A 22,999-nucleotide genomic window follows, 5' to 3' on the forward strand; every position below is an offset into this window, starting at 1 on the left:
TGGAGATCCCGAACTCGCCGACCTGGCAGGCGAGACCCGGACGACGCTCACCGACGACGGCGACGGCGGCCCGGAGGCCATGGCCGACGCCTGCCGCCGGGCGGGCTTCACACCGACGCCGCGCTACCGGATCGCCGACCGCACGATGCGTTGGGAACTGATCGCCGCCGGACGGGCCATCTCCCTGTGCCAGCCCACCTCGCCCCCGCCGAGGGCACAGTCCTGCACCCGCTGGCCGGCGACCCGCTCACCGGCCGCATTCGGCTCGCCCGGAACCGGGCCGCGGTCTCCGAGCGGCGTGCCGGGCTGCTGTACCGGGCGGCGGCACGCGCGTACCTCGACAGCATCCCCAACGACACCTTCTACCGCGCTTGGTGCGAATCCCGACCGGAACCGCACCCGGTCCTCGACCGGGAATCCCGACCGGAACCGCACCCGGTCCTCGACTGAGCGCACCCGGGGACCGCGGCAGGGACGTGCTACCCCGCTCCGCAGGCAGACTGACCAGCCAAGAGATTCCCCTGTCTGCGGAAACAAAGCACTTGGCGAGACACGTCGGACGGCCGCGTGCACCCGGCTGCTCCACCGGGACCGTCCGAGCGCCGCCCTCCGTCGCGTCGAGGGCCCAACGCCGGGCGGCGGTGCCAAGGCCGCGAATACCGCTTGGCCGGGCCGACCGAGCCGGCGTCGCGCGCTCCGGCGGCCCGACCCCCGCGGCCGCCCCGCTCCGGCCGCCACGCGAGGCCGTAATCTGGAGCTCATGTCAGCCATCCGTCTTCTCGTGCTGGGCGCCGTGCGCCGGCATGGGCGGGCCCACGGCTACCAGGTGCGCAACGACCTGGAGTACTGGGGCGCCCACGAGTGGTCCAACGCCAAGCCGGGGTCGATCTACCACGCCCTGAAGCAGATGGAGAAACAAGGACTGCTGCACGCACACGAGATCGCCCCGTCAACGGCCGGCGGCCCGCCCCGGACCGAGTACGAGATGACGGCGAAGGGCACCGAGGAGTACTTCCGGCTGCTGCGCGGGTCGTTGACCGCGTACGACCAGAAGCCGGACGTGCTCGCCGCGGCGCTCGGCTTCATCGTCGACCTGGAGCGTGCGGAGGCGCTGGAGCTGCTGCGCGACCGTGTGCGGGCCATCCAGGATTGGCGCAAGGCCGTCACCGAGTACTACACGCCGGAGGGGGGGCCGGGCCAGCTCGGGCACATCGGCGAGATCATGAACCTCTGGGTCCACTCGGCGGACGCGGGTGCCGAGTGGACCGACGGGCTGATCCGGCGCCTGGAGGGCGGGGCGTACACCTTCGCGGGTGAGGGGGAGCCGTTCTCGGGGGTGCACGCGGTGCTCGCGGAGGGCGAGCGGAACCCGTACGCGACCGGGGAGCGGCATCCGGGGGACGAACGCTGAGGCACCCTGACCGCGGACCGAGCGGCTCACCCACCTCCGTGTAGTCAAGTTTGACTAATCGAGGGAACGGGCTTTTACTGACTCTGGCAGCAATAGTCAAGATTGACTAGTGCAGGATGCGCATGGCCGACGCGATCGACGTCGAGGGCGTACGGAAGCCCTACGGGGACAGGCTCGCGCTGGCCGGACCGGATCTGCGGGTAGGACGCGGCACCGTGCACGCCCTCCTCGGCCCGAACGGCGCGGGCAAGACGACGGCGGTCCGCGTACTGACCACCCTGCCGCGGCCGGACTCGGGCCGCGCGACGGTCGCCGGGTACGACGCGGTGACGCGGGCCGACCGGGTACGGGCCCGGATCGGGCTGCTCGGCCAGCACGCCGCGCTCGACGAGGGGCTCGGCGGCCGGCAGAACCTGGAGATGTTCGGCCGGCTCCACCACCTCGGCGCCCGGCGGGCCCGCGCCCGCGCCGACGAGCTGCTGCTCGTCGGCGGTGCCGTCGGCGATCACCCGCCCCCGGTCGACCACCGAGATCCGGTCGGCAAGCTGGTCGGCCTCCTCCAGGTACTGGGTGGTGCCGCCGCCGACCAGCGAGCGCACCGAGGCCCGGACCTCGGCCCGGCTGCGCGGATCCAGCCCGGTCGTCGGACCGGTCGATCAGCGTGATCACGGAGTTCTCCTTCCGGGAGACACCGGGAAGCACGGTCGCCGTCACGGACGGCACTCGAATGGCCGTGGACCGCGGCTGGGCCGCGCGACCGCGAACGGAAGACGAGAAGCCGGGATCACGGCGACGCGGAAACAGCTGAACGACTGAACAGCGGAACAGTGGAACAGTGGAACAGGGAAGCGGGACCCATGGTGTGGATTGCGCGTGAGCACGCGGGACGGCTGGCGCGGTGCGCGGCCGCCTTCGAGCCGGGTGACCCGGCCCGTACGGGGCGGATGGCCTTCTGGGACCCGGAGGGCGGGGACCCGCCCGCGCTGCCCGGTCCCCTCGCGGCGGAGGCCGGGCTCGTCACTGCTCAGGGGCCGCGCCAGGTCCCCGTCCTGTGGCTGTCCGTCGGTGACGCGCTGCCGGTCCTGGCCCTGGCCCGGCGCGAGTACGGCGGCGACGCGGTCCACCCCGCGGCGGCCTTCTGGGGCGCCGCCACCGCGCTGGTGCTCCACCTGGCCGCCCGGGAACGGATTCTGCCCGGCGTGTCCGCCGGCGGCTACGACGCCTGGCGGGTCGGCCCGTTCGACCCCGAGGACGTACTGCGGCTGCGGGAGCTGGCGGCCGCCGCCCCGCCGGAGGCCCTCGCCGTGCCGGTGCCCGGGACCGCGCTGCTGCCGCCCGCGGACGGCCTGCTGCGCGCCTTCCTGGACGCCGTCGCCGACACGCTGCCGCGCACCGCGGCGGCCGAGGCGGCCACCGGCCGGGCGGCGTTCGCCGCCGCGGCACCCCAGCACGTCCCGCGACTGCGCTCCTGGGCGGAGGAGATCGCGGTCGGTGTCGACTCGGGCGTGCGGGTCTCGCTCTCCGTGCGGCTGGCCCAGGGCACGGACAGCACGGACGGCGCGCCGGTCGGCCAGATCGTCCCTCTGGTGTCCGATCTCGCCGACCCGACGGTGGAACTGACCGCCTCGGACCTCTTCGACGGCGCCCCGCACGCCCTGGGACCCGTCGCCCAGGCCGACACCGTCCGCGCCGTGCGCCGGGCGGCCACCGTGTGGGAACCGCTCGCCCGGCTGCTGCCGGTGCCCCGCGTGCTCGACCTCGCGGACGAGGAGTTCGGCGAGTTGCTGGGCGGTGCGGCGGCCCGGCTGCGGGCGCACGGCATCGACGTGCGCTGGCCGGATGAGGCGCGGCGGCGCCTGACCGCGCGGGCCGTGGTGGGTGGGGACCGCGTCCCGCCCGCCGACCCGCGCTCCTTCCTCGGCGGGGACGGCACCGTCGACCTGCGCTGGCAGTTGTGCCTCGACGGGGATCCGCTGAGCGAGGAGGAGGCGGCGGCCGTCGCCGGTGCGGGGCGGCCGGTGGTGCGGGTGCGCGGCGACTGGGCGTTCGTCGGCCCCGGACTCGCCCGCAGGGCCCGCAACCGCGTCCTGCCTCCGCTCACCGCCGTGGAGACCCTCGCGGTCGCCCTCACCGGGTACGCGGAGATCGGAGGCGAGCGGGTGGCCGTCGCCGACGGCCCCTGGCTGCGCGCCCTGCGCGCGCTGCTGAGCGACCCCGCCGGTGACGCGCCCGTCGGGCAGCCTGCCGCGCTCGCCGCGACCCTGCGCGACTACCAGGTGCGCGGGCTGGCCTGGCTGACGCGGATGACCTCGCTCGGCCTCGGCGGCTGCCTCGCCGACGACATGGGCCTCGGCAAGACGGTCCAGCTCATCGCGCTCCACCTCGTCCGCCAGGAGCACGAGGTCAGCCGCGGCCCCACTCTCGTGGTGTGCCCGGCGTCGCTGCTCGGCAACTGGGAGCGGGAGATCCGCAGATTCGCCCCGGGCACCGCGGTCCGCCGCTTCCACGGCGCCGCCCGCGGCGTGGAGGGCGCCGACGACGGCTTCGTGCTGACCACCTACGGCACGATGCGCCTGGACACCGGGCGGCTCACCGGCCACCGCTGGGGAATGGTCGTCGCCGACGAGGCCCAGCACGTGAAGAACGCGTCGTCGGCCACAGCCAGGGCACTGCGGCTGATCCCGACCGGCGCGCGGGTCGCGCTGACCGGCACCCCTGTGGAGAACAGCCTTTCCGAACTGTGGGCCCTGCTCGACTGGACCACGCCCGGTCTGCTCGGCGGCCACGGCCGGTTCCGGCGCCGTTGGATCGCCCCGATCGAGGCCGAGCGGTCCGCCGCGGGCGCCGGGGCGGGCTCCGGCGACACCGCCGGGCGGCTCGCCGGTCTCGTCCGGCCGTTCCTGCTGCGCCGCCGCAAGTCCGACCCGGGCGTGGCGCCCGAACTGCCGCCCAAGACCGAGACGGACCACCCGGTACCGCTGACCGCCGAGCAGAGCGCCCTCTACGAGCAGCAGGTGCGCGCCGTGATGGCCGAGATCCGGTCGACCGAGGGGATCGCCCGCAGCGGTCTGGTGCTCAGGCTGCTCACCGGTCTGAAGCAGATCTGCAACCACCCCGCGCAGTTCCTGAGGGAGCGGGCGCCGAAGTTGGCCGGCCGCTCAGGGAAGCTGGCCCTGCTGGACGAACTGCTGGACACCGTCCTGGCGGAGGACGGCGCGATGCTGGTCTTCACCCAGTACGTCGCGATGGCGCGGCTGCTGGAACGGCATCTGCGGGACCGGGGCGTCCCGGCCCGACTGCTGCACGGGGGGACGCCGGTGGCCCAGCGGGAGGAGATGGTCCGCCGCTTCCAGGACGGTGAGGTGCCGGTCTTCCTGCTGTCGCTGAAGGCGGCCGGCACCGGCCTCAACCTGACCCGGGCCGATCACGTCGTGCACTACGACCGCTGGTGGAACCCGGCCGTCGAGGCCCAGGCGACCGACCGGGCCCACCGGATCGGCCAGACCCGGCCGGTGCAGGTGCACCGGATGATCGCGGAGGGCACGGTCGAGGACCGTATCGCGGCGCTGATGACGGCCAAGGGGGAACTGGCCGACGCGATCGTCGGCAGCGGCGAGCAGGCGGTGAGCCGTCTGGGGGACGACGAGTTGGCGAACCTGGTGGAACTGAGGAGCGCGGGATGAGCGACGGACACGACGACCGGACGCGGGGGTTCGCCGCCTTCCCGTCCCGCAGGGGCGGACGGGTCCGCGGCCAGTCCTGGTGGAGCCGGGCCTGGGTGGAGTCGATGGAGGACGGCTGGCCCGAGGAGGAGCCGCTGAGGAAGGGGCGGACCGTCGCCCGCTCCGGCCGCCTCGGCCCCCTCACGGTCGGTCCGGGGCGCGTCGGCGCCCAGGTCCACGACGGCACCGACGAGCCGTACACGGTGGTCCTCGGGCTTCCGGAACTGGCGGAGGAGCAGTGGGACGCGCTCTGGGAACGGACCGCGGACCGGCCGGCGGAGACGGCCGCGCTGCTCGCCGGGGAGCTGCCGCCGGACCTCCTGGAGGCGGCGGAGGACGCCCGGCTGGGGCTGCTTCCGGGCTACGGCGAGCTGGAACCGGACTGCGGCTGTGACGAGCCGGACCATCCGTGCGCCCACGCGGTCGCGCTCGGCTACCAGTTCTCCTGGCTGCTCGACGCGCAACCGCAGCTCCTGCTGCTGGTCCGCGGCCGGGACTGGCCGACGGCCCTGGAGGAGCTGAAGTCCGTCCTCCTCCTGCGCGCCCTGGCCGAGGCGTCCGAAGACGACGCCCCGGACGCCGGGTCTGCGGAGGACACCGGCGGGCGCGCGGACCCCGCCTGCGGGCGGGCTGCCGAACCGCCGGACGGCCCGGCAGCCACCGGAACCCCGGCCGACGAGGCGTACGCCCGCCCGGCCGTCCCCCTTCCGGCGCTCCCGCCGCTGCCCGAACCGCCTCATGACGACGCCGTGCCGGTCACCGGCATCGAGGCGGACCCGTTGCAGCGGCTGGCCACCGACGCCGCCGTACGCGCCCGGGACCTCCTCGTGTACCTGCTGGGGGCGGGCGGCGAGCCGCCCCGGCCGCTCGGCCGGTGGCAGGACACCGTGCGGATCGCCGCCACCCACCCCGACCCCCGGGTACCCGCGCGGCTGCGGGACCCCTGCGACCGGCCGGAGGAACTGGACCGGGCGGTGGAGGCATGGCGGTGGGGCGGGGCCGCCGGACTGGCGGTGCTGGAAGAGGCATGGCAGCCGGAGGGACCCGAGTTCACCCGGGCGCGCACGGCGCTCTCGACGGGCTGGGAGGACGAGGGACTGCCCGAACCCGTCGTGCGTGGCAACCGCTGGACCCTGCCCGGCCGGAGCCTGCAACTGCGGTACGGGCGCGACGGCCACTGGTATCCGTACCACGAGCGGTCCGGCACCTGGTGGCCCGCCGGTCCGCCCGCGCACGACCCCGTCCTGGCGCTCGCCGAACTCCTCGACGGCTGAACGCCGCCCGCACCGCCGACGGCGGCCGGCCCGCACCGGGATGGGAAGGCCGCCGTTTCCGTGCGCCCGACGGCCGTTGAGGGCCGAGCCAGGCTCAACGAGCCTCCAGATGCCGGAACGACCATGGGGATCGACGCGCTCGCCGGACGCGGACCGGAAGGAGGCATCGGGGAAGGCACCACCATCGCGGAGCCGCGTTCGCTCGTCGAGGGCTTCGTGCCCGGCACGGGCGGGAACCGGTTCCGCACCGGGCGGAGCGGTCCCGGACCCGACGAGTCCACCGGTGCGCACGGCCGGACCCGCCGCGTTCGGCGCCGGGCGCGCCGAGCGGAACGCCGGCCGGCCCGACTCCGCCGGCCTCACCCCGAGGTACGCCCTCAGGTCACGTGGTCCGGCAGCGTACGCACCGCGGCCTGCCCCGTCGCGGGCACCGGGCGACCAGGCCGTGGGCGACGTCCATGTCCCCGTTGAAGTCGGGCTGTTCGGCGCGAAAAGGTGCAGGTACCACTCGCCGGGGGCGCCGTCCGGTTCGGTCACCCGTGTCCAGGCGGAGCCGCCGAGGATGGACGCCCAGTCGTTCGGGGGAAGTCCGCCGCCGGCGCCTTTGCCCGGACGGAGGTGGAAGCGGCCCGCAGAGGTGAGCCGGGGATCCCGCACGGCCGGAACGGAGGCCTCGGGCGGCCCTGGGCCGAGCGCTCCCTGCCCGTCAGAGGCGGGCGTACGGCCGTGGCGGCGAGCAGCGCAGGCTGTCCGCCCGTTGCGTCGCGATGAGCTGTGCGCTGCCCAGGGCGTCACGGTCGCGGTCGCGCGGGTCTCCCTGCTCGCAGCCGGACGGATCGTGCCCGCGCGAGCCGGGCGGCCGGGGCCGGCCATCGGCCGCCACCCGGGGTACCGGCGGTGGCAGGGCCCCGGTGCACGGCGCGACCGCGAGGGCGGTCGAGTGGTGCCGGATTCCGCCGACCCCGTGACGCGTCTCTTGGAGGTCTCGGTCGCGGCCGGGGACGGGCACCGCGGTGCGGCGGGGCGCGGAACCGCCGGGCACCTCGGGTGCGGGCCGGGCGGTCCTTCTTCGGCGGTCGTCGTCCGGGGCGGGCGACCGCAGCTCGTCGGGGACGGAGGTCAGTCGCGCCAGGTGTCGTTCAGCGTGACCTCGCCGCCGGAGGGAACGGTGGCCGTACGGTTGGCCCCGCTCTCCCAGGTGACGTTGCCCGAGGCGTCCTTGCGGATGTACTTGTACGGGAACGAGGTCCCTGCGGGCAGGGACACATCAAGCTTCCGGACGAGGTAGCTCGCCGGGTCCGGCACACCCGTCATTCCGGAGGGATGCGGAACTCGAACTCGGGACGGTCCCACGGCACGGCGGGCGGGTTGGCGAGCACGGTGCCGATCCGCACCGCACCGACGCGGTGGTAGAACTCCGCGGCGGGAAGGTGCGAGACGACCCTGACACGGTCGAGCCCGGCGGCACGGGCCTCGGACCGCATGTGCGCGACGAGCAGTCGTCCGATGCCCCGTCCCTGCGCCTCGTCGGCGACGAAGAGCAGGTCGAGCTCCGGTGGAGCGAGGACGAGGGAGTAGAACCCGAGGACCCGGCCTCCGTCCTCCTCCGCGCCGACGGCCACGAAGACGCGGTGGGCCTCGATGTAGTCGGGGCCGATCCGGTAGCCCGCGACCGCCGCCGCGTACTTGCCCGCGTAGGCGCCTGAGCCGCGCACGATCCGCGTGAGCCGTTTGGCATCCCGCGCGACGGTCCTCCGTATCGTGATCGGCCGGCTGACCGGGGAGGTGCGTGAACCCATCGGGCGAGTATGCCGCACCGGGAAACGGCCTCGTGCGGCGGGTCGGCTGCTCCCCCCGGTGCCGGGGCACCGGCCGCCGGGAGTGCCACCCCCGCGCTGGAAGGGGTGGCGGTCTCCCCCGCCGGACACCTGTCGAACGTCAGCCGGCCAGTCGTACCGGGACCGTCTGCCAGCCGTAGGCGATGAAGGACGGGACCTGCTCCAGGGAGTCGGCCGTGTAGGCGGGGGTCAGGGCGGGGAAGCGGTCGAAGAGGGCGGCGAGGGCGGTGCGGGCCTCCATGCGGGCCAGCGGGGCGCCGATGCAGCGGTGGACGCCGATGCCGAAGGAGAGGTGGTCGTCGGCGGCGCGCGCGGCGTCGAACGCCTCGGCGGTCTCCCCGTAGTGCGCCGGGTCCGAGCCCGCCGCGCCGAAGGTGGTGAGGATCGCGTCGCCGGCGGGGATGGTGACGCCGTCCACGGTGACGTCCGAGACGGCGAACCGCAGCGGCAGGGAGGCGATGGAGGGCCGGGCGCGCAGGACCTCGTCGATGACCTGGTCCCAGTCGAGCCGGCCGGAGCGGACCGCGGCCAGCTGCTCGGGGTGGTCCAGGAGTTCGACCACGGCGTTGGCGATCAGGTTCACCGTCGTCTCGAAGCCCGCGCCGATGACCAGGAGGAGGGTGAACATCAGCTCCTCGGTGCTGAGCCGGTCGCCCTCGTCGTCGCGGACCCGGATCAGCTCGGTGGTGAGGTCGTCGCCCGGGTTCTCGGCACGGTAGGCGATCTGCGCGGGGATCACCGTGACGATCTGCTGCTGCACGAAGGCCGCGTGCTCGGCGCTCTGGTCGGTGGTGTCCATGATCGCCGCGACCAGCTCGGCCACGTCCTGCCGCAGATGGTCGGGGACCCCGAACAGCTCGCAGATGATCTGCATCGGCAGCGGGAGGGCGAACGCCTGCTTGAGGTCGACGACGGCACCGGCCTCCCCCGCCTCGGCCATCCGGTCGAGGAGTTCCGTCGCGACGGCCTCGACCCGCTCGCGCAGTGCCTCGGTGCGCCGGGCGGTGAAGCTGGGGGCGACCAGGCGGCGCAGCCGGGTGTGGTCGGCACCGTAGGTGGAGAGCATGTTGACCACGCCGATCCAGCCCAGCACCCAGCCCCACTCGGGGTGCTCTCCGACCTCCGGCCACAGCCGCCAGTGCTTGCGCGGGTCCTTGCTGACCTGCGGGTCGAGGATCAGGGTCCGCAGGGCGTCGTACCCGGTGGGCGCCCAGGCCGGGATCCCGCCGGGCAGTTCCACGGGGACGACCGGTCCCAGGGCGCGCAGCCGGGCGCTTTCCGCGACGATGTCGGACCCGAAGGGATCGATGGGCACGCGGGTGGGCGTGGTGGTCATGCTCACACTCCAGTCTGGAAGGACGCGGAAGCTGCGGACAGCCCGGCGGGCCGGTCGGGGGTGACGGGGGTGAACCGGACCGGCAGGGCGACGAGCGAGCGGTGGAACGGGCCGGGGCGCCAGGTGAGCCGGTCGCGGGGCACCGTGGGCTCCATGTCGGGCAGCCACTGGGTGAGGCGCTCGATGGCCTCCGTGGCGATCAGCAGCCCCTGGTGCTTGACCGGGCAGGTGTGCGGACCCGCGCCGAACGACAGGTGGGAGGCGTCCCGCGGGTGGTGCGCACCGCCGTGCTCCTCGTCCGCGAACAGTGCGAGCGCCCCGTACGAGACGACGACCGGCACCGCGGCCTGCACCCACACGCCGTGGAAGCTGACCGACTTCCGGGCGTAGAGCACTCCGTAGTTGGTGAGCGGGGTCTCGTAGCGGAGCACCTCCAGCACCGCGTCCCGCACGGTCCGCGAGCCGCTGGTGAGGGTGGAGTAGTACGCCGGGTTGCCGAGGATGCGGGAGAGCGCGTTGCTGACCAGGTTGGTGGAGGGCTCGTGGCCCGCGCCCAGGGTGAGGAAGACCTGCCAGGTGACCTCCTCGGTGGTCAGGCCCAGCGGGTGGTCGAGCAGCCGGCTCGTGAGGTCGTCGCCGCGTTTCGCCGTCTTGGCGCCGATCAGGTCCATCACGTACCTGCCGTACTCGGCCTCGCCCTGGACGGACGCCTCGCCGCCCTCCATCAGCGCGCCCAGCGCGTCGTTGAGGCGGTCGGCCTCGCCGTCGGGGAAGCCGAAGATGCTGTTGAAGATCAGCGTCATCAGCGGGCGGGCGAAGTCGCGCACGAGGTCCGCCTCGCCGCGCGGGCCGAACCGGGAGACCAGGATGTGCACCGCCCGCAGCACCCTCTCCCGCAGGTCGTGCGGCTCGACCAGGTCGAAGGCCTCCAGCAGGGCGGTCCGGTAGCGGATGTGCTCCTCGCCGTCGGAGAAGAGGGTGTTGGGCCGCCAGCGCATCATGCCGAGGATCGGCAGGTCCTCGGGGACGGTCGCCTGCCAGGGGCGCGGATCACGGGACCAGGTCGCGTCGTCGTGGAGCATGTCGAGCGCGGCCCTGCGGTCGGTCACCACGTACGCCGGTACGCCCGGGGCGAGTTCGGCCCAGCCGACCGGGCCCTGGGCGCGCAGTGCGTCGTAGTAGCGGCGCGGGTCGACGGCGAATCCGTCCTCCCACAGCCGCACGGGGGTGGAGCGGTTGAAGGACTCCGGGGGCGCGGGGTACGCCGTCATGATCGCACCTCCCCGGCCACCGCGCGGGCGTTGAGGTCGATCAGGTGCTCCACGAGGGCGAGCAGCGCGTCGACGGAGGAGTGGGTGTCCCGGGCGTCGCACTCCACCAACGGGGTGTCCGGAGCCAGGTCGAGGGACTCCCGCAGCTGTTCCTCGGGATAACGGCGCGAGTCCGGGAAGGTGTTGACGGCGACCGCGTACGTCAGTCCCGACTCCTCGACCAGGCCGAGGACGTCGAAGGAGGCGTCGAGGCGGCGGCTGTCGACGAGGACGAGGGCGCCGAGCGCCCCGTAGGCGATGTCGGCCCACAGCGCGCGGAAGCGTTCCTGGCCGGGGGTGCCGAAGAGGTAGAGGACGATCTCCTCACCGAGGGTGATCCGGCCGAAGTCGATGGCGACGGTGGTGGTCTTCTTGTCCCGCACGCCGTCGAGGTCGTCGACGCCGGTGGAGGCCTGGGTGAGGTGTTCCTCGGTGTGCAGGGGGCGGATCTCGGACACCGAGTCGATCAGTGTGGTCTTTCCGACGCCGAACGGGCCGACGACGACGATCTTCACCAGCTCCCGTGCGGTGGCGGGAAGGTGCAGCTCCCCGGCCCGGACGCCGGATCCGTCGGGCCGGGCTTCGGCCGGCGAACGTTCAGAGCTTGAGGGCGCGGAGGCCATCGGCGACTCTCTTCAGCAGGTCATGGTCGGGCAGGGCGGCGGACGGGACGGGCGGGCGTGCCGTCACCAGCCCCTGGTCGATCAGGGCGGCGGCGAGGACCCGGACGGCGGAGACCGGCAGCCGCAGCAGCGCCGCCGCCTCCACGACGGTCAGGGAGCCGCCGTCCAGCGACTGGAGCAGCGCCTGCTGGGCCGCGGGCAGGTCGCCGGGGACCGGCCCGGCGGCAGAGGTGAGCACCGACAGGCGCTCCAGGCTGTTGCGGCTGGGCCGCGCGACCCCCGAGGTGGCGAGGTAGGCGGGCACCAGCGGACGGCCGGACCGGTGGCCCCTCACAGCAAAGCGCCGCCCTCGGCCGCGCGGGGTGCGGCGGCCATCGCCTTCTCGCCGAGCCGCGCGACCTGGGAGTGCACGCGGTGGCCGAGCAGGTCGAGCCGGACCTCCGGGTCGCCGTAGGCGGCGACGCAGGTGCCGTGGTCGGTCGGGGCGACCAGGATGTAGCCGTGGTCGGACTCGATCACGACCTGCCGGAGCTGGGCGGCCGGCATGTCGGCGAACGCGGCGGCGGCGGTTCGGCAGGCGCCCTGGACGGTGGAGGTGATCGCGGCGACCCGCTCGGCCGAGGCCTGGGTGAGCGCCTCCGAGAAGCCGGATACCAGTCCGTCCCTGGTGAGCAGGACGGCGGCCTTCACATGCGGGACGTCGAGGATCGGGTCGAGAACCCACGCTGTGTCACCGGTCTCGCGGTTGGTCATCAGGGAGCGGTCCCTTCGGATCGAGCTGCTTCACGGGCAGCGGCGGTCGCCGACTGCAGGGCGCCGAGGGCCGCGGCGGCCTCCTCGGGCGAGCGGGCGGGGGAGGCGGCCTTGGCCGCGCTCGGCCGGATCATCGCCGCCTGGTCCGGCGACACCTGACGGCGGCGGCGGCGAGGGAGGCCGTCGACGCCGGTCTCCACCGGCTGATCGGATGCGGCCGCCGGCCGATCGGCGTCGGACACCGGCTGATCGGGGCCGGACGCCAGCGGTTCGGGGCCGGGCACCGGCTGACGGGTGCCGGGGTGCGCCGATCCTTCCGCGGTGGCCCCGGACCGGGACGCGCGGTCCGGCTCCGCCTCCGGCGGAAGAGCCCCCGGGGCCGGCGCGTGGGCGTGCTCGGCCCACGGTTCCGGCCTGGGCACCTCCCCGGTGCGGGTGGAGGGAGAGGTGCTCGCGGCGGCGGGGCGCAGGGCCGGGTCGATGTGGCTCAGCAGGTGCTTCTGGACCAGCAGGACCGCCCGCACGCCGCCGTACGGAGACGGCGTGGACAGGTCCACCGACAGGTCGAACTGCCGGGTGAGCTGGCCGATCGCCGCGAGGCCCATCCGGGGCGGGTCGCCGAGGTCGGAGAACATGATCGGGTCGGTGCCCGCGACGACCCGCTGCGCGGCGGCCCGTTCGTCGGGCGCCATGCCGACACCCGCGTCGTCGACGGTCACGGCGACACCGTTGTGGACGGCTTCGAGGTTGACCACGACCGAGGTGTCCGGGGAGGAGTGCCGCAGCGCGTTGTCGAGGAGTTCGGCGGCGATGATCGCGACGGGCTCCACGGCGTGCGAGACCAGTGCGGTGCCCGGTTCGAGGTGGTTGTGGAGCTTGACCCGCCGGTAGCCGGCCAGCCGGGCCTGTCCGCCGGTGACGGCGTCGACGAGGTGCGACTCCTCGCGGGCCAGGCCGACCCACGCCCCGCAGACCACCGCGGCGACCTGGGCGCGGCGCAGTGACTGCTCGTTCTCGTGGTCCAGGGTGTAGAGGTCCTGCGCCAACTCCGGGTCGTCGTACCGTTGCTGGAGTCCGTGCAGGATGTCCTGGAGGCGGTAGAGGCTCGCCTGGATCTCCCGGGTGGTGCCGCGCATGCCGGCGCGGGCGGCGGCGTCGACCCGCTTGCGTTCCTGGAGGATCGCGGTGCGCAGGGCCTCCAGCACCGGCTCCGTCGCCGCGCCCTCGGGACCGGCGGGGCCGGGCACCGGTACGTGCGGGTGCGCGATGCGGGACGCCTCGGCCGGCATGCGCCGGGTGACGAGGTGCTCCAGCTCGGCGACGAACGCCCGACGGACGCGATCGGCCTCCTCGGCGCCGGCGCGCGCGGACCGCTCGGCCTGGTGACGCAGACCGGTCATCTCCTGCCGCAGCCGGGCGCGTTCACGTCTGGAGCGCCAGAGGCCGCCGCCCAGAGCTAGTGCCGACACCGTCCCGGCAGCCAGGCCGCCGAAGGCCAGCTCCGGTATCTCGATCATGGATGGGGACCTCGGGGATCTCGGATACGTCTGGGCGTCTGAGACGTCCGGGCGTCTGCGTACGGGGCGTCCGTGGAAGCAGTTGGCAAACTACACACTGTCGGCTGTCGATTGCATCTGGTATTTGACCTGACTTGCGCGCCAATTGCCCATTTGACACTCCACCAACCTCCAGTCCGTGACCGGAGTTGCGGATAAATGCCATCTGCAGGCATTTCTGAATCCCGCACAGAAAGGGCGACTTCCCTCTCAACGGGGTCGGGCCGCGCGGAAACCACGAACCGGGCACCGGGGTGCCCGCCCCCGCCGAAGGGGGCCCGGCGGATCGCCGGGCCCCCTCACCTCCGAGTCGACGCCGCCGGTCAGCGGCTGCCCGCCGTGGCCGGCCACGTGCTGTACGCGCCCCGGCAGTACAGCAGCGGCTCCCGGTCGTACGCCTCTCCCCCGTGGACATCGGCGATGAGCAGCCAGTGGTCCCCGGCGTCCACGGTCTGCACGGTGCGGCACTCGGCGTAGGCGAGCGCGATGTCGGTGAGGATCGGGGCGCCCCCGGCGTGCGCGGACGGTTCCCACACGAGGCCCGCGAACTTGTCCGGCCCCTTGTCGGCGAAGGTGCGGGACGCCTGTTCGCCCGAGTCGGCGAGGAAGTTGACCACGAAGGCGCCGGAGGACGCCAGCGCCGGGAACGTCTGGGAACTCTTGCCGACCCCGACGAGCAGCCTCGGCGTGGCGGCGGAGACCGAGCAGACCGCGTTGCAGGTGAAGCCGCGCGGCCGGCCCTGCTCGTCCAGCGCGGTGACGATGGCGACGGCCGTCGGGAAGGAACCGAAGATCTTGCGGAACCGCTCGCTGTCTAGGGACATGTGGATCTCACCATGCTTTCGGATTCAGAGCAGTTCGTGCTCGAGCTCGCGGATCACCTTGTGTGCGTTGTCGATCTCGGTGGGGTCGGGATGCACCAGGAAGACGGCGCCGGGCGAGGAGTTGAGGTCCACGGTCGGCCGGGTGGGCGCGCCGTCGGCGATCCGGAACCGGACGCTCTCGAAGGCGGGGATCCGCTCCAGCGCGGCCTTGATGGCCGCCATCGGCAGCGGTACGGCACGACGGGCCATGAGATTGACGCAGCGCGCCCGCTGGAACACCGGGTAACGGACCGGACGCGCGGTGAGCGACACGCCGCCGCGCGCATGGCAGTCGAGGGTGAGACTCACCTGGTTGGCGCCGGTGCACAGGTCGAGCGCGGCGGGGTTGGCCAGACCGGAGACGCGTGCCCCCGTCTCCAGGAGCAGCGGGCCGCGCGCGGTGAGGATCAGCTCGCTGTGCGCGGGGCCGTCGGTGATGCCGAGGGCGTCGAGCGCCCTGGATATGTAGGGGAGGATGATGTCGAGCACGGGGTCGTCGGGCGTGAGCAAGTCCTCCGCCTCGTAGATCCTGCGGCCGCCCTCCCGTACCTGCTTGCGGCTGATCCAGGCGTCGGTGAACCAGTGACCGCCGTCCCGGCTCACGGTGTTGACGATGTACTCGTCCCCGGCGAGGTACTCCTGGACGAGCACCTCCTCGTTCACCCGCAGCATGATGTTGGTCTTGCCGAGGACGGCCCGGCAGGCGTCCACGACCTCCTGCTCGGTGTCACAGGTGTAGACGTCGTCGGAGCCCGCGCTGTCGAGCGGCTTGACCACGACGCGCGCGATGTCAGGGCAGCCGCGCCACCAGTCGAGCAGTTCGCCGACGTCGCCGGAGCGGCACTGCCGTGCCGTGGGCACGCCCGCCCGGGAAAGCGCCTCCGCCATCAGGGCCTTGTCACGGCGGGCGGCGGACAGCGCCGGGTCGTTGCCGCGCAGACCGAGCCGGTGGGCCAGTTCGTCCGCCACCTCGACGCCGAACTCGCTCGCCGCGACGACCCCCACGGGCCGCCGAGCCGCCACGTGCGCCAGCACCTCGGCCTCGTGACCGGGATAGGTGAGGTCCTCGGCCAGGAGCGCGCTCGGCAGGCTCGCGCCGAAGGTGCCGGAGGCCAGGGCACGGGAGCGCACGTGCAGGACGTGGTGGGTCTCGGCCGCCTCCCGGGCCAGCATCGACCCGGTGGAGAACGCGTCCACCAGGACCAGGACGGGCCGGTCCGGGCGGTCTTGCGGGACAGTCATGAGTGGGGAACCAATCTGGGCTCGGACGATTCGCTGTCGTAGCGCTCCGCGACGTGGTTGAGCATGCCGTAGAGGTCGTCGGAGGTGAGCCGGCCGGCCTCACGGGGTGTGGGGGTGCTCAACGGCAGGTTTCCGGTGGACCCCCAGGCCAGCGCGCCGCGTCCGTCGATGACGCAGGTCGCCGCCGACCTGTTGTCCGGGTGGAGGCAGTAGGGGATGTCGAGCAGGCCGCGCCGGAACGCCTCGGTCAGCGCGGTGCCGATGTCCGGGTCCAGGTTCAGCACCGCCTCCACGATGGCCCGCGCCTCGGTGAGCGTCTCCTCGAAGTACGCGTCCTCCTCCGGCGTCCCGGGGCTCACCGGGCCGCGCGCGGCGGCCGCGGCGAGCCGCAGCGCGGACAGGTTCTCCGACACGCTCGGGATCTGCCACGCCTCGGAGACCGTCTTGACGATCAGCCGCTCGCAGCCCGCGTCCCGGGCCAGCCGCGCGCTGTCCTCGATGAGCGCGCCGGCGCCCGCCGGAGTGCGGGGGAACAGGCCCATGTACGTGTACAGGACCACGTGCCAGGAGACGTTCCCCAGCAGTTCGGCGGCGAGGGTGCGCAGGGCACGTACCGCCCCGCGGTCCTGCGCCGGGTGCGTGCCCTGGGCGTAGCTGAAGGACATGTGGCGCAGCCCGTGGGCGTGGAAGAAGCAGCCCTCCAGCACCGCGACGGCCACCAGGAGCGACGGCGGGCAGAGCTGACCGAGCAGGCACCCGCCGAAGCTCTCGATGTGGCCGTGCTCGGTCTCCCCCGCCAGCAGCAGGCAGCTCTCCGACCAGGCGCGGACCGCGTCGGCGAGCGGGAGCCTGCTGTAGGGCAGGCAGTAGGAGACCGGCCCGCCCTCCGTCGCGTCCAGTCCGACCTCGACGAGTCTTCGGAAGACGGCCAGCGGCAGCGCCGTACCGTGCCGGACCTGCACGGGGAACGACGGTCCGTACAGGCCCTCCAGCATGCGCCGGGTGGCGGCCGCGGGGTGGGAGACGAGCGGGTAGCCGTTCAGCTCCTCGTCCGCGGCCAGCCGTTCCAGCGGGGTGGTGTGGTCGCCGACCCGGGTGTAGCTGTCGAGGGTGAGGGTGCCGACGACGGGGAAGTCGAGGGCGGCCACCTCGCGCAGCCCGGCCGCCATCGCGTCGATCCTGCCGAAACCCATGCGTGGCTGCACGACCAGGGTGCGCTCGGCCCGGCGGCCGGCCACGAACCGGTCGAGGTAGCCGGTCACCGCCCTGAGATCAGTTCGGTGGCGGGGGCGCCGCTGGCCGGGTCGATGGTGGCCACGTGGTACTTGTGCGGGTCACCGGCCCGGACGCGGGAGATGATGGTCCCCGGGGTGGTGAAGTCGACCAGGCTGCTCGTGTAGAGCGTGCGCAGGTGGGCGAGGCCGAGGCCGGAGACGTCCTCCAGCCAGTCCGTGATCTCGCCGTCCGTGTCGCCCTCGGCGGCGAGCGCCGCGTGGATGCGGTCCGCCTGGCCGGCCCGTGCGGGGTGGCAGCGTTCGAGGAAGGCGGCCAGCCGCTCGCCGCGGTCGGTGAACGGGGAGAACACCATGGCCACGAGCGCCTCCTCGGACAGCCCGAACGCCTCCCGCGCGAACTCGTCGGCGAGCTTGCGCCGGTGGAGCCGCTTGTCCGGCGAGTCGTAGCGGCTCAGGGCGAGTTCGATGAGGTTCTGCGGCATCTCCTTCTTGTGCATCAGCTCCTCGGCGAGTTCCAGGTACTCGGCCAGCCCCTCGTCGTACGACCGCCCCTGCACGAACTCGCTGCGCAGCGCCCGCAGATGGGCCATGAGGCCGGGGTTGGCGCAGTCGGACTCGCTGAAGCTGAAGGCGAGTTCGTCGAACTGGAACCCGAGGAAGTCGACGATGAGGTCCCAGTGGTCGTGCACCCGGTAGCTCACCAGGTCGTAGACCGAGATGAACTGCGGCTGCATCGAGCGATCACCCGTCGACACCTCGCGCTCGGCGAGTTCGCTCTCGCTGTCGTCGCCGAACAGCTCGCGGAAGTAGGTGTCCCCGATGCCGCGCAGGGCCAGGAGGATTCCCCTGAAGCCCATCGTGCGGCACTCCTCGACATCCACGCCGGACGCCTTGGCGAGCCGCATGATCCAGGCGGAGTAGAGGAGTTGCTCGCGCCGGGAGTCGCCGGTCATCACCACGTCGACGCCGCCGTCGAACCAGGCCGCGCGCCCGTAGAAGTCGGCGACGGCCAGGTTGCAGCTGTTGCAGAAGGTCGGCCGGCCGTCGCCGGCGGCGCGGTGGCCGTTCATCAGGACGTCGACGCGGTTGATGGCGATCAGGTGCTCGGGCAGCGGCAGGTCGACGCGGAAGGGCCGCACCAGCGTGTGGTCGACGGTCAGCAGTTCCGCCCGCTCGTCGTCGAGGAGGCCGAGCGCCCGGTAGACGCGGTCAATGTTCTCCATGACGGCCCGGGGCACGCCCGCGTGCCGCATGTTGGCGACGCGCAGGGTGAAGGTGCGGCCGAAGTTCAGCGCGAGGTGCAGCTGCACGGCGCGCACGAAGGCGACGACGTACGTGCTGTCCTTGCCGCCGCCGTAGGCCACCATCACCTTGTAGTCGGGCAGCGCGTCGATGCCGCCCGCGGCCTCCACGAGCCGTTCCCCGGTCGCCTTGACGCCTTCGAGCTCCCCATCGCTGAGGAAACCGGTCAGGCGGGTGTACAGCGTCGGGTACCGCTCGTTCGCGGGCTCCCCCGTGTGCTGGTTCATATCCTCGTAGCCTCGAATTCGAAGGTGTCGATGATGCGGTGGATGTCGGCCTCCACCCGGGACTCGTCGTCGCCCAGGAGGATGAAGCGGCCGCTGTGCAGGGCGTCGTAGGAGCCGCCCGGCTGGAGCACCTCGCCGACCGGGGGCAGCAGCTCCCGCCAGATCGTGGGCACGCTCGCGCGCTGGGAGACGGCCTTGGTCACGCGCGCGGGCAGGTCGGCCGGCTTCGGCACGCACAGCCAGCCGCCGGACGGGTCGCCGGACTTGGCGGTGATCCCGGTGGGCTCGCCGCCCACGGCGCGCAGCCACACCTCGAAGAGGTTGACCCCGAACAGCTTGTTCAGCAGGTGCGGTACCTCGCTGCCGCCCACCCGGCCGCCGATCTCCAGGAACACCAGCTCGTCGGCCGGCGTGACGAAGACCTCCAGGTGGAAGGGGGTGGTGCGGATGCCGAGGGCCGCGACGCACTCCCGGCTGAACGCCTCGATGCGCTCGCGCAGTTCGCTGTGCTGGACCACGACCGAGCCGAGCGGCGCGCCGAGGCCGAAGGCCAGGCAGTCGTTCACGTAGCGGGAGACGACCTGGAAGGGGATCTCCGCGTGGTCGTCCGCGTAGCCGTCGATGTGGAAGATGCGCCCGGTGACGAACTCCTCGATCTCGTACCGGGACAGGTCCAGGGTGGGCAGCAGTTCCCGGAGCGCCTGCTCGTCCTCGACGCGGTGCACCCCGATGCTGGCGGCGCCGTCGACCGGTTTGAGGATCACCGGGTAGCCGGTGGCCCGCGCGAACTCCACCGCCGCCTCGGGGGTCTCGCAGCCGCCGAAGCGCGGCACCCGGACGCCCTTGAGGGCGAGGATCTCCTTCATCCGCACCTTGTCGCGGTAGACCGCGACCTCGTCCGGGGTCGGACCGGGGATACCGAGGTCCCGGCGGACCCGGGCCGCGATCTCCAGGGTGAACTCGGACAGCGCGACGAGCTGGTCCACCGGACCGACCCGCTCGGTGATCTCGGCGACGGCGTCACGCAGCGCCTCGAAGTCGTTGACGTCGTCCACCTGGACCTGTGCGGCGATCTTCGCGGGATCGGCGAGCACGCCCTCGGCGCCGAGCGGGTCCACCACATAGCTGACCTGGTGGGCGTCGTGGTCGATGAACTCCTCGTAGCGCGTGAGCTCGTTGTCCCAGCGCACTCCGTCGGAGAAGCGAGGCCAGCGGTTGACGATGACGATGTGCATTCAGACTGCTCCTGCGATCAAGAGTTCCGGGTGGTCCCACGGCGTCACGGGGGCGGACCGGGGCTGCCAGGCGGCGAAGCCGTCCCGCTCGCCGTAGCGGAGGAAGTCCCGGAAGCGGGGGACGGCGTCCTCGCCGGTGAACACGTCGGTCCAGCCCTGGGCGATCAGGTCGCGGCGCACCCGGTCGTTGTCCGACTCCGAGGTGGTGAGCTTTCCGCCCACGACACAGGGCAGGCCGAGGCCCCGGCGCTGGATCTCGCCGAGCAGGACCCGGGCGCCGTGGTGGCCGTGGCCGTTGACACTGGAGACCACGAGCAGGTCCGGCCGGTACTCCTCGATGCCGCGCAGCACCTCGGTCACCGGGGTGCAGCTGCCGAGGTTGCGCACCAGGCCGCCGTGCTCCTCCAGGAGCTTCTGCAGATAGACCAGGTTCCAGATGTGGGAATCCGACTCGACGGTGCTCACGATGCACCGGAAGGGCGTACTCAAGACTGCACTCCTACGGGAACTCGTTCGCGGTCCGTGAGCGTCCGGCGGAAGCTGCGCATGGTCAGGGGCAGCAGGACGGCTCCGAAGGCGCTGAGCACCACGGCGAGCACGCCCACGAGCCGCTGCGGACCGTACGCGGCGCCGACGCTGCCCACCAGCAGGCCCGCGATGGGATACGACAGCAGGTTGAGCAGGTAGAAGGGCCCCATCACCTTCCCGAGGTGCTCCCTGGGGATCACCTTCACCCGCTGGGTGCGGTTGAAGACGTTGTAGTACGCCGTTCCCGTGAGCACCGCGATGAACAGCACGGCGTAGACCGGGAACGAGCCGGCGATGCCGATCAGCAGCAGCGCCAGGCACAGCACCGCGAAGCCGAGCGCGCCGAGCAGCCCGACCTCGAACCGCTTGAGGAGGAGCGGTATCACCAGCAGGTTGACCAGTCCGACGACGCCCACGCACGTGTTGAGCAGCGCGAACGACCAGTCGGGGGCCGCGAAGACGCCGGTCACCAGGGCCGCGTTGGCGCTGAGCACCGAGGCGACCACGAGGTTGATGCCGAAGTTGAGGATGCCGAGCAGCAGCACGGGGCGGTTGCCGGCCATCAGCCTCCAGCCGAGGCCCAGTTCCCGCACCGTGGCCCGCGCGGTGACCGGTGCGCTCGGCCGCTCGCCGCGCGGCAGCGGCAGCCAGCAGGCGGCGGCGAGGGCGAACACGGAGGCGGCGACGGCGAGCAGCCACACCTTGCCGATCAGCGCCGCGGCGAGTGTCGCGAGCGCGGGCCCGAGGGCCATCGCGAGCAGTTCCATGTTCTGCACGAGCGCCTGGGTGCGCGCCAGGGCCTCGCCCGCCGCCAGCTGGGGCACCATCTTCTCGACGGACATGCGGGTCGGCGCGACCAGCACCGAGAGGATCGCCCCGCTGGTCATCAGGGCGGGGGTGGTCCAGCCCGGCCGGGTCAGGCAGACCGCCACGACCAGGGCGAGCACGACCGCGCGGGAGCCGGTCACGAGGGAGAAGAGCCGGGCGCCGCCGTCCCGGTCGGCGATGAGGCCGGCGAAGGGGTAGGCGATCAGGCCCGGCAGCCACTCCAGCGCGAACGCGAAACCGAGCGTGGAGACCTGCTTGGTGTCCTGGAAGAGGAGCAGCGGCACCGCGAACATCACGACCTGCTCGGCCATCAGGCCGAGCAGCACGCCCGCGCCGAACAGACCGCGGCCGAAGCGGGGTTGAGAGGTCACGAACCCGCCGCCGCGTTTCGCTCGTGCTCGCGGATCAGCGGGGCGACGTGCGTGTAGAAGATCCGCATCTCGTCGCGCGTCGGCCAGCCCGAGAAGATGAACTCGCTGACGCCGGCGGCCTTGTAGGCGTACAGGTACTCGGCGACCTCCGCGTAGCTGCCGACCACGCACAGCGCGGGTCCGCCCCGGTAGGCGACGGCGCCGGACCACAGCATCGGCGACAGCCAGTCGCCGGAGGCCGCCTCGGCGAGCCGGAACGAGGTCTTGACGGCCTCCGAGTCGGACTTGCCGACGAAGTCGCTGACCCAGGCGCGGTGTTGCTCGTCGGGGTCGCGCATCATCTCGTCGACGGCGGCGAGCGCCTCGGCACGCGTCTCGCGGGCGAGGACGTGCATGCGGATGCCCACCTTGCAGCCCTGGGACAGCAGCGGTTCGGTGACGGCCGCGATGCCCTCGGGGGTGTCGCCGTAGCGCAGCCAGCAGTCGGCGTACTCGATCGCGGTCTTCTGCGCCACGGCGGAGGCACCGCTGATGTAGATGTGCGGGCGGCCGCCGCCCTTGTACCCGAGGCCGAGCTGCGCCTCCTCGATCGTGTAGTGCTCGCCCTTGTAGGTCAGGGGCGTCTCGCCGCGCCAGAAGCGGTGGCAGACGTCGAGGAACTCCTCGGATCTGGCGTACCGCTGGTCATGCGCGAGAAAGTCCCCGTAAAACGCCTGCTCGGCGGGTGAGATGCCGGCCACCAGATTCAGCGCGATGCGCCCGTCCGACATCCAGGAGACGGTGTTCACGATCTGGGTGAACAGCGTCGGCGAAAGCAGCCCGGGGCGGTAGGCGAGGATGAACTTGACGCGTTCGGTTTCCCGGACGAGAGCACCGATCATCGGAAGGGGATCGGGCATGTGGTAACTGATTCCCATGAGCAGGGAATCAACCCCGAGTTCATCTGCCTCACGCGCGAAATCAACTATCCCGGCAAAGTCGAGCTCGCCCGCCTGATACTTGTCCGTGGCCTTCTGCTGGCCACTGTCGAGAGGTGAACACCAGTGCAACTTGAGATCGTCCATACCTACCCACCTGGAAAAACTCGGTCGAGCGTGACAGTCGACGGCCGAACAACGAGATAAATGACGAACTGTGGAACTCAGATCAAGACACGGTGCAGGATTACAAAGAAGACACTTCTCGCACAGCCATACCTCCACATGGATGGAGATTACGGACACCATCTCGGTGTCCTCAGACTTGTGTCCGACCTTGACACGTCTCCTGACGTTACGTCAAGATCACGGCATGCTTGCGTCGAGAGTAAACCGCCGCCTTTCACTCTGGAGACGGTGACAACGCG

General features: G+C 72.5%; 19 protein-coding genes and 3 pseudogenes. 5 read left to right on the top strand and 17 right to left on the bottom strand.

From position 1 onward, the window contains the following. The first annotated feature begins 186 nt into the window (after positions 1-186). The 5 genes and pseudogenes from QSK45_RS02060 (at position 187) to QSK45_RS02085 (ending at position 6,407) form a co-directional block, all read left to right on the top strand. A complete protein-coding gene (locus tag QSK45_RS02060) occupies positions 187-450 on the top strand; it encodes a hypothetical protein (protein ID WP_285552581.1) in 264 nt (87 codons plus the stop codon). 310 nt (positions 451-760) lie between these two features. Then, positions 761-1,411 carry a PadR family transcriptional regulator gene (locus QSK45_RS02065; RefSeq protein WP_285552583.1) on the top strand — a complete coding sequence of 217 codons (651 nt, stop codon included), beginning with the start codon at positions 761-763 and terminating at the stop codon, positions 1,409-1,411. 122 nt (positions 1,412-1,533) lie between these two features. After that, positions 1,534-1,893 (top strand): annotated as a pseudogene (locus QSK45_RS02070) (ATP-binding cassette domain-containing protein); the annotation flags it as partial. A 375-nt stretch (positions 1,894-2,268) separates the two neighbouring features. Beyond that, positions 2,269-5,094 (top strand): SCO1167/SCO6262 family helicase, encoded by a 2,826-nt coding sequence (locus tag QSK45_RS02080; protein ID WP_285552585.1) that lies wholly within the window; start codon positions 2,269-2,271, stop codon positions 5,092-5,094. Further along, positions 5,091-6,407 (top strand): SWIM zinc finger family protein, encoded by a 1,317-nt coding sequence (locus QSK45_RS02085; protein ID WP_285552587.1) that lies wholly within the window; start codon positions 5,091-5,093, stop codon positions 6,405-6,407. The genes QSK45_RS02080 and QSK45_RS02085 overlap by 4 nt, the downstream gene beginning before the upstream one ends. A 436-nt stretch (positions 6,408-6,843) precedes the next feature. Here QSK45_RS02085 and QSK45_RS38290 read toward each other — a convergent pair. From QSK45_RS38290 to QSK45_RS02165, 17 genes and pseudogenes are all read right to left on the bottom strand, one after another. Next, positions 6,844-7,054, bottom strand: a pseudogene (locus tag QSK45_RS38290) (alpha-amylase family glycosyl hydrolase); the annotation flags it as partial. Positions 7,055-7,526: 472 nt separating this feature from the next. Further along, positions 7,527-7,706: pseudogene (locus tag QSK45_RS02090) on the bottom strand (carbohydrate-binding module family 20 domain-containing protein); the annotation flags it as partial. Between the two features lie 11 nt (positions 7,707-7,717). Further along, on the bottom strand, positions 7,718-8,206 hold the full coding sequence (locus QSK45_RS02095) for a GNAT family N-acetyltransferase (protein ID WP_285552589.1): 489 nt from the start codon (positions 8,204-8,206) through the stop codon (positions 7,718-7,720). Between the two features lie 139 nt (positions 8,207-8,345). Further along, entirely contained in the window at positions 8,346-9,581 is a 1,236-nt protein-coding gene (locus tag QSK45_RS02100; RefSeq protein WP_285552591.1) for a cytochrome P450 family protein, read from the bottom strand. A 2-nt stretch (positions 9,582-9,583) separates the two neighbouring features. Beyond that, positions 9,584-10,852 carry a cytochrome P450 family protein gene (locus tag QSK45_RS02105; protein WP_285552593.1) on the bottom strand — a complete coding sequence of 423 codons (1,269 nt, stop codon included), beginning with the start codon at positions 10,850-10,852 and terminating at the stop codon, positions 9,584-9,586. Further along, positions 10,849-11,514 carry a GTP-binding protein gene (locus tag QSK45_RS02110; RefSeq protein ID WP_285552595.1) on the bottom strand — a complete coding sequence of 222 codons (666 nt, stop codon included), beginning with the start codon at positions 11,512-11,514 and terminating at the stop codon, positions 10,849-10,851. Before QSK45_RS02110 ends, QSK45_RS02105 begins: the two co-directional genes overlap by 4 nt. Further along, positions 11,489-11,848 (bottom strand): DUF742 domain-containing protein, encoded by a 360-nt coding sequence (locus tag QSK45_RS02115; RefSeq protein WP_285552597.1) that lies wholly within the window; start codon positions 11,846-11,848, stop codon positions 11,489-11,491. Before QSK45_RS02115 ends, QSK45_RS02110 begins: the two co-directional genes overlap by 26 nt. After that, complete coding sequence (locus tag QSK45_RS02120; RefSeq protein WP_285552599.1) at positions 11,845-12,267, bottom strand: roadblock/LC7 domain-containing protein; 423 nt, start codon at positions 12,265-12,267, stop codon at positions 11,845-11,847. Before QSK45_RS02120 ends, QSK45_RS02115 begins: the two co-directional genes overlap by 4 nt. Next, positions 12,267-13,784, bottom strand: a complete 1,518-nt coding sequence (locus QSK45_RS02125; protein ID WP_285552602.1) for an ATP-binding protein — start codon at positions 13,782-13,784, stop codon at positions 12,267-12,269. The genes QSK45_RS02120 and QSK45_RS02125 overlap by 1 nt, the downstream gene beginning before the upstream one ends. 362 nt (positions 13,785-14,146) lie before the next feature. Further along, positions 14,147-14,647, bottom strand: coding sequence for a flavin reductase family protein (locus QSK45_RS02130; protein ID WP_285552604.1), 501 nt, complete (start codon positions 14,645-14,647; stop codon positions 14,147-14,149). A 24-nt stretch (positions 14,648-14,671) separates the two neighbouring features. Next, positions 14,672-15,928, bottom strand: a complete 1,257-nt coding sequence (locus QSK45_RS02135; RefSeq protein ID WP_285552606.1) for an ATP-grasp domain-containing protein — start codon at positions 15,926-15,928, stop codon at positions 14,672-14,674. Further along, on the bottom strand, positions 15,925-17,190 hold the full coding sequence (locus tag QSK45_RS02140; protein WP_285552608.1) for a methylaspartate mutase: 1,266 nt from the start codon (positions 17,188-17,190) through the stop codon (positions 15,925-15,927). The genes QSK45_RS02135 and QSK45_RS02140 overlap by 4 nt, the downstream gene beginning before the upstream one ends. Beyond that, positions 17,187-18,692, bottom strand: coding sequence for a PqqD family protein (locus QSK45_RS02145; RefSeq protein WP_285552610.1), 1,506 nt, complete (start codon positions 18,690-18,692; stop codon positions 17,187-17,189). Before QSK45_RS02145 ends, QSK45_RS02140 begins: the two co-directional genes overlap by 4 nt. Then, positions 18,689-19,927: an ATP-grasp domain-containing protein gene (locus QSK45_RS02150; protein ID WP_285552613.1), complete on the bottom strand. Its 1,239-nt coding sequence runs from the start codon at positions 19,925-19,927 to the stop codon at positions 18,689-18,691. The genes QSK45_RS02145 and QSK45_RS02150 overlap by 4 nt, the downstream gene beginning before the upstream one ends. After that, complete coding sequence (locus QSK45_RS02155) at positions 19,928-20,416, bottom strand: cobalamin B12-binding domain-containing protein (protein WP_285552614.1); 489 nt, start codon at positions 20,414-20,416, stop codon at positions 19,928-19,930. It lies immediately after the preceding gene. Then, positions 20,413-21,654 (bottom strand): MFS transporter, encoded by a 1,242-nt coding sequence (locus tag QSK45_RS02160; RefSeq protein WP_285552615.1) that lies wholly within the window; start codon positions 21,652-21,654, stop codon positions 20,413-20,415. The genes QSK45_RS02155 and QSK45_RS02160 overlap by 4 nt, the downstream gene beginning before the upstream one ends. Further along, positions 21,651-22,880: an LLM class flavin-dependent oxidoreductase gene (locus tag QSK45_RS02165; protein WP_490993492.1), complete on the bottom strand. Its 1,230-nt coding sequence runs from the start codon at positions 22,878-22,880 to the stop codon at positions 21,651-21,653. The genes QSK45_RS02160 and QSK45_RS02165 overlap by 4 nt, the downstream gene beginning before the upstream one ends. Positions 22,881-22,999: the final 119 nt, after the last annotated feature.

Origin of the sequence: Streptomyces hygroscopicus subsp. hygroscopicus (assembly GCF_030269125.1) — a bacterium.
GTDB lineage: Bacteria > Actinomycetota > Actinomycetes > Streptomycetales > Streptomycetaceae > Streptomyces > Streptomyces hygroscopicus_C.

What these genes read in the sequence shown, in the direction of transcription:
- QSK45_RS02095 (WP_285552589.1), bottom strand. Translation starts at nt 8,206, where the DNA reads ATGGGTTCACGCACCTCCCCGGTCAGCCGGCCGATCACGATACGGAGG.
- QSK45_RS02065 (WP_285552583.1), top strand. Translation starts at nt 761, where the DNA reads ATGTCAGCCATCCGTCTTCTCGTGCTGGGCGCCGTGCGCCGGCATGGG.
- QSK45_RS02105 (WP_285552593.1), bottom strand. Translation starts at nt 10,852, where the DNA reads ATGACGGCGTACCCCGCGCCCCCGGAGTCCTTCAACCGCTCCACCCCC.
- QSK45_RS02080 (WP_285552585.1), top strand. Translation starts at nt 2,269, where the DNA reads ATGGTGTGGATTGCGCGTGAGCACGCGGGACGGCTGGCGCGGTGCGCG.
- QSK45_RS02120 (WP_285552599.1), bottom strand. Translation starts at nt 12,267, where the DNA reads ATGACCAACCGCGAGACCGGTGACACAGCGTGGGTTCTCGACCCGATC.
- QSK45_RS02085 (WP_285552587.1), top strand. Translation starts at nt 5,091, where the DNA reads ATGAGCGACGGACACGACGACCGGACGCGGGGGTTCGCCGCCTTCCCG.
- QSK45_RS02150 (WP_285552613.1), bottom strand. Translation starts at nt 19,927, where the DNA reads ATGCACATCGTCATCGTCAACCGCTGGCCTCGCTTCTCCGACGGAGTG.
- QSK45_RS02130 (WP_285552604.1), bottom strand. Translation starts at nt 14,647, where the DNA reads ATGTCCCTAGACAGCGAGCGGTTCCGCAAGATCTTCGGTTCCTTCCCG.
- QSK45_RS02135 (WP_285552606.1), bottom strand. Translation starts at nt 15,928, where the DNA reads ATGACTGTCCCGCAAGACCGCCCGGACCGGCCCGTCCTGGTCCTGGTG.
- QSK45_RS02145 (WP_285552610.1), bottom strand. Translation starts at nt 18,692, where the DNA reads ATGAACCAGCACACGGGGGAGCCCGCGAACGAGCGGTACCCGACGCTG.
- QSK45_RS02100 (WP_285552591.1), bottom strand. Translation starts at nt 9,581, where the DNA reads ATGACCACCACGCCCACCCGCGTGCCCATCGATCCCTTCGGGTCCGAC.
- QSK45_RS02110 (WP_285552595.1), bottom strand. Translation starts at nt 11,514, where the DNA reads ATGGCCTCCGCGCCCTCAAGCTCTGAACGTTCGCCGGCCGAAGCCCGG.
- QSK45_RS02165 (WP_490993492.1), bottom strand. Translation starts at nt 22,880, where the DNA reads ATGGTGTCCGTAATCTCCATCCATGTGGAGGTATGGCTGTGCGAGAAG.
- QSK45_RS02125 (WP_285552602.1), bottom strand. Translation starts at nt 13,784, where the DNA reads ATGATCGAGATACCGGAGCTGGCCTTCGGCGGCCTGGCTGCCGGGACG.